Genomic DNA, 4,924 nt, shown 5'->3' on the forward strand with positions numbered 1-4,924 from the left:
AATCTGCTGAAAGAATTATACTTCCGGAAATACAAAGCATATAAATAGTCTGCTACAACTTATGGCATCCCTCTCAGAGAACTAATACAACTTACTTTAATTTGATTAGGGTATTTGTCGGTAATAATAAATGAAAATATAGTTGTGAATTTGAATAATATTATTTTTTAATTAAAAGAATAGTGAAAAAGAAAAAACACTGTGAGAATACCTGCTTTATGTGTAACCACATCATCCCAGCATGGAAAGAGGTAATTAATGCCAATAGAGAAGTCATTAAAGTAAAGAAAGGAGAGCAATTTATCCAAGAAGGTACTCCTGCCAGCGGTATTTATTTTGTGCAACAAGGCTTGATCAAAGTATACAAGCAATGGGGCGCTAAAGAAAGCATTGTGCGCTTCGCAAAAAAAGGAAGTATCGTGGGTCATCGCGGTTTGTCCTCGGCAGAAACACGATTCCCGATCTCAGCAGCGGCACTAGAAAATAGTGAAGTATGTTTTGTTCACATGGATTTCTTTAAAACAGTGCTGAAAGGAAACCCAGCATTCACCTATGAGATGTTGCTGTTTTATGCCGACGAGTTACAAATTTCTGAACAGAAGAGCAATAATCAGGTGCTGCTATCTGTGAAAGGTCGATTAGCGTGGTGCATCCTGCAATTAGCCCATGATATGGGGATCGAAGAAGATGGCTATATCGGCACCAAACTTTCAAAAACGGATATCGCGTCGTATATCGGAAGCACCTACGAGAGCATCTACCGCATGATGCTGGAACTTGAGAACGAAAAAATCATCGAGACGGCCAATAAGCGCATCCGTATACTGGATCGTATAAAACTCAGAGATTATAGCTTGATCTAATCCCTGAGCGCTACCGCATCAACCAACCGCAAAGGATCAGGTAATTCCGGTTTTGATGTCTATCATCTAAAATTTGTATCCAATACCTGCGCCCAATTTCCACTGCCCATTCGCGGTCGCGGTTTTCGGGGTGTAGAAAGTCGGTATCTGAATAGCGATCTTTTTCAACACGATCACCGTAGCACCAAAGCCTAATGTGGGTGTAAAGGTGGAATTCTTGACGACTGCTCTATCTTCTTTGATCTTGATCGAAGGAAGTAAGCCCAGCAGAATGCTGTAGGTTGGTTTGCTCCATTTGATCGCAGGTCCAGTACAATTGATATACGCGCCATCATCCACATAGCCTGCGACAATGATTCCCTCAAAAAGCTTTGCACTTACGGTCTTTTCTTGCCCTTTGGCGGATAAGACACAGAGACAGAGACTGGCGATAAGGATGTTTAGCAATGACATATTCAGAGATTTATTTGGTAGATAACCGATGTGCTTTGGTGGTATGCGTGTAATAAATCGCCATACCGGTAAATAGCAAACCGCCGACGATATTGCCCGCCGTGACGATCAACTGATTGTACATCCACCAATCGCCAATACTTACTTTGGCGCCAAACATCATCCCTGCCGGAATGACAAACATATTGACCACGGCATGCTCATAGCCCAAAGCAAAGAAGATAAAAATGGGAATACCAGCGGCCAATATCTTGCCCAAAGTGGATTTGGAAGTCATAGACATAATCACTCCCATGCAGACCATCCAATTGCACAATATCGCTTTGACAAATGCGGAAAACAAGCCCGGAGCGCCATGGCTGGCATATCCAATGGTTTTCTTTTCGCTGATGGATACCAATGCCTGCTCGATCACGCCAATCTCGCGTAATTGTCCGGATTCTGTGCTTGCCGCCCAGAATAACACGGCAAATAGTAAGCTGCCTACGAGATTGCCCGCAAATACCCAAAGCAAGTTTTTCAGCATGTTACCGCCAGATATTTTCTTCTCCATCCACGCGAGTGGCACCAAGGCAAAACTCCCTGTCACCAGCTCTAAACCGAGTATGACGATAATGACAAAGCCTACAGGAAATACAAAAGCGCCCATAAGACTGAGCGAGGTCTGGGTAGTCGCCATCAATGCTAACGTGACCGAAATGGCGAGCAAAGCACCCGAGAGGGCTCCACGTATTAATAAATCTCCGACGGTTAATTTGGACTTGTTGATGGCCGTCGTCATCATGTTGTCGGCAACTTCTTGTGGCGTGATGTAATCCATAATGGTATCTTTTAGTGAAAAAAATTAGGTTAATTTTCTAACGAAATGTAGACCAGTCCAGCTTCTACTTTGACTGGATAGGTGGTAATAGCACATTCATCGCCCGATAGACATTCGCCGGTGTCTAAGGCAAATGTTTTCTTGTGAAATGGACATGCGACCTTCGGTGTGTCGCCTAGCGATCCGGTCATTCCGCGACTCAATATCATCTGCTTCTTATGCGGGCATTCATTCTGGGTGGCGTACCATTCATTGCGTCGCTTGAAGTAAAATAGGGCAATTTGCTTCCCTCCAATTTGCACGCAAACTCCGCCATTTTCTATCGTATCATCGATATGACAGGCTAATTCCCATGCTGTTGTCGTCATTGTTTCCATAGATATATAAAAGTTAAATGGTTATGGTGTGATCACCGTATTCCAATCTGCCGCTTTCTTCTGTCCGCGCATTTCATCAAACTTGACGGTATCGTCTTTCTGATCTGGAGCATTCACAAAGTGTACAAAACGCTTACGAATGTTTGGATCGTTGACAGCTACCTTCCATTCACATTGATAGGCATTGACCAATGCTTGCATTTCGCGTTCCCACGTCTCGGCCATACCCAGACTGTCATTCACGACGACATTGCGCAGGTAGTCGATGCCGCCATCCATCTTATTTAACCAAGTGGCTGTACGCGTCAATGGGTCGGCTGTGCGGATGTAAAACATTAAAAACCGATCTAAGTACTGAATACAGGTATCGCTATCGATATCGCTGGCCAATAACAGCGCGTGCTGTGGTTTGCTACCGCCATTGCCACACACGTAAAGGTTCCAGCCTTTTTCGGTGGCGATAATGCCAAAGTCTTTGCTCTGTGCTTCTGCGCATTCGCGGATACAACCGCTGACGGCGGACTTGAATTTGTGTGGCGCACGCACGCCACGATAGCGCTCTTCTATTTTGATCGCAAATGAAACGCTATCATGCAATCCAAAGCGACACCAAGTGCTTCCGACACAGCTCTTGACCGTACGAAGCGCCTTTCCATAAGCATGTCCGCTTTCAAATCCGGCAGCGATCAGCTCTTCCCAGATAAAAGGAAGATCATTGACATGCGCACCAAACATATCGATCCGTTGACCGCCCGTTATCTTGGTATATAGGTTGTATTTCTTCGCCACCTCTCCAATCACAACGAGCTTTTCCGGCCGTATTTCGCCTCCAGGAATGCGAGGCACTACAGAATACGTACCGCCACGTTGAATATTCGCCAAAAAACGGTCATTACTATCTTGTGCCACGTCATTGCCTTTGTCCAAGATCATTTCATTCCAAATACTGGCGAGCAAAGAAGAAACTAAGGGCTTACAGACTTCGCAACCGTGTCCTTTCCCTAGATCGTCCAGTACTTCATCATAATGGTGTAGCTCGTGTATCTTGATCAGATCAAACAATTCTTGCCTGCTATAATCAAAGTGTTCGCAGATGGTATTGCGGATATATTTGCCCTGCTGCTTCATGGTATGCGTCACCAGATCTTTGACCATAGGGATACAGCCACCACAACCCGAACCGGCTTTTGTACACTTCTTGACATCTTCCACATTCTCGCAACCGGGCTGAGCTAGTGCGTCACAAATCTGCGTTTTCGTAATGCCTTCGCAGCTACAAATCAAAGCGGTATCGGGCAATGCATCTAAACCTGTTCCAGCAGGCTGGTTGCTGATCTTTTCGTGAAAAAGCAACAGTTCGGGATGCTCAGGAATCGGCATATTGTTATTTACGGTCTGCAAAAGCATATTGTAGTTGCTTGCCTCTCCAACTAAGATGCCGCCTAATAATTTTTTGCCATCTGCACTGATATTTAGTCTTTTGTAGATTCCTTTATTTTTGTCTTCAATATGAATCGTTCGCGCATCTGGTTCGCAGATAAAAGGATCTCCAAAACTGGCAACATCTACTCCCATTAACTTGAGTTTTGTACTCATATCAAAGCCTGAAAAGGTTTTGTGCTCTCCAACAATGGTAGAGGCAGCAATTTCGGCCATTTCGTAACCCGGAGCTACGAGTCCGTAAATCATCTCCTTGTACAAAGCGCACTCCCCGACAGCAAATATGTTGGGATCGGATGTTCTCATGTTTTTATCAACCACGATACCGCCGCGAGCACCTGTTGCTAGCCCGATTTCTTTGGCTAGTTCGTCACGAGGTTTGATGCCTGCCGATACGATTAAAATATCCGCATCTATCGATGTTTCATCGGCAAACTTTAATCCGGTGATCTTGTCGTCTCCTACTATTTGTGTTGTAGATTTATGCAGTAGACAACGAAGACCTAATGTGCGCAGCTTATTTTGCAGGGTGGCGCTTGCTGAATCGTCAATCTGTCTAGGCATTAGTCGCGCGGCGAATTCCACCACGGCAGTTTCTTGAATCTGAAGATCGACGAGTGCTTTAGCGGCTTCCAATCCTAATAAACCTCCGCCAATCACGGCACCTTTGCGAGCACGAGGCGCATATTCTTTGATGCGATCTAGATCGTCAATCGTTCTATATAGAAACACGCCTTCCTTATCTATACCCGGTATCGGCGGCACAAATGCAGCAGAACCGGTAGCAAATACCATAAAATCGTAGGAAATCCGCACGCCTTGCATCGACTGCACCAACTTTTGGACAGTATCTATCGCTATGATCGGATCATTTAAGTGCAGATCTATATTATTAGCAGAATACCAGTCGGAATCTGAAAGATAAAGATCATTACTTCCGGTGTTTTTAAAGTAATCTGTAAGATGTACAC

At 44.7% G+C, this 4,924-nt stretch carries 5 protein-coding genes; 1 reads left to right on the top strand and 4 read right to left on the bottom strand.

Going from position 1 to position 4,924, the window contains the following annotated elements; all coding sequences use genetic code 11:
- Positions 1-182 precede the first annotated feature (182 nt).
- Positions 183-863: a Crp/Fnr family transcriptional regulator gene (locus A0125_RS15100; RefSeq protein WP_066758276.1), complete on the top strand. Its 681-nt coding sequence runs from the start codon at positions 183-185 to the stop codon at positions 861-863.
- 66 nt (positions 864-929) lie between these two features.
- Here A0125_RS15100 and A0125_RS15105 read toward each other — a convergent pair whose 3' ends face one another.
- The 4 genes from A0125_RS15105 to nirB all read right to left on the bottom strand — a co-directional run.
- Positions 930-1,316, bottom strand: coding sequence for a hypothetical protein (locus A0125_RS15105; protein WP_066758278.1), 387 nt, complete (start codon positions 1,314-1,316; stop codon positions 930-932).
- A 10-nt stretch (positions 1,317-1,326) separates the two neighbouring features.
- Entirely contained in the window at positions 1,327-2,136 is an 810-nt protein-coding gene (locus tag A0125_RS15110; RefSeq protein ID WP_066758280.1) for a formate/nitrite transporter family protein, read from the bottom strand.
- A gap of 29 nt (positions 2,137-2,165) precedes the next feature.
- Positions 2,166-2,513, bottom strand: coding sequence for a nitrite reductase small subunit NirD (nirD, locus tag A0125_RS15115; RefSeq protein ID WP_066758282.1), 348 nt, complete (start codon positions 2,511-2,513; stop codon positions 2,166-2,168).
- 21 nt (positions 2,514-2,534) lie between these two features.
- Positions 2,535-4,924 (bottom strand): nitrite reductase large subunit NirB (nirB, locus tag A0125_RS15120; RefSeq protein WP_066758284.1); only part of this gene is annotated, 2,390 nt, incomplete at its 5' end.

Origin of the sequence: Sphingobacterium populi, assembly GCF_001586775.1 — a bacterium.
Classification (GTDB): domain Bacteria; phylum Bacteroidota; class Bacteroidia; order Sphingobacteriales; family Sphingobacteriaceae; genus Sphingobacterium; species Sphingobacterium populi.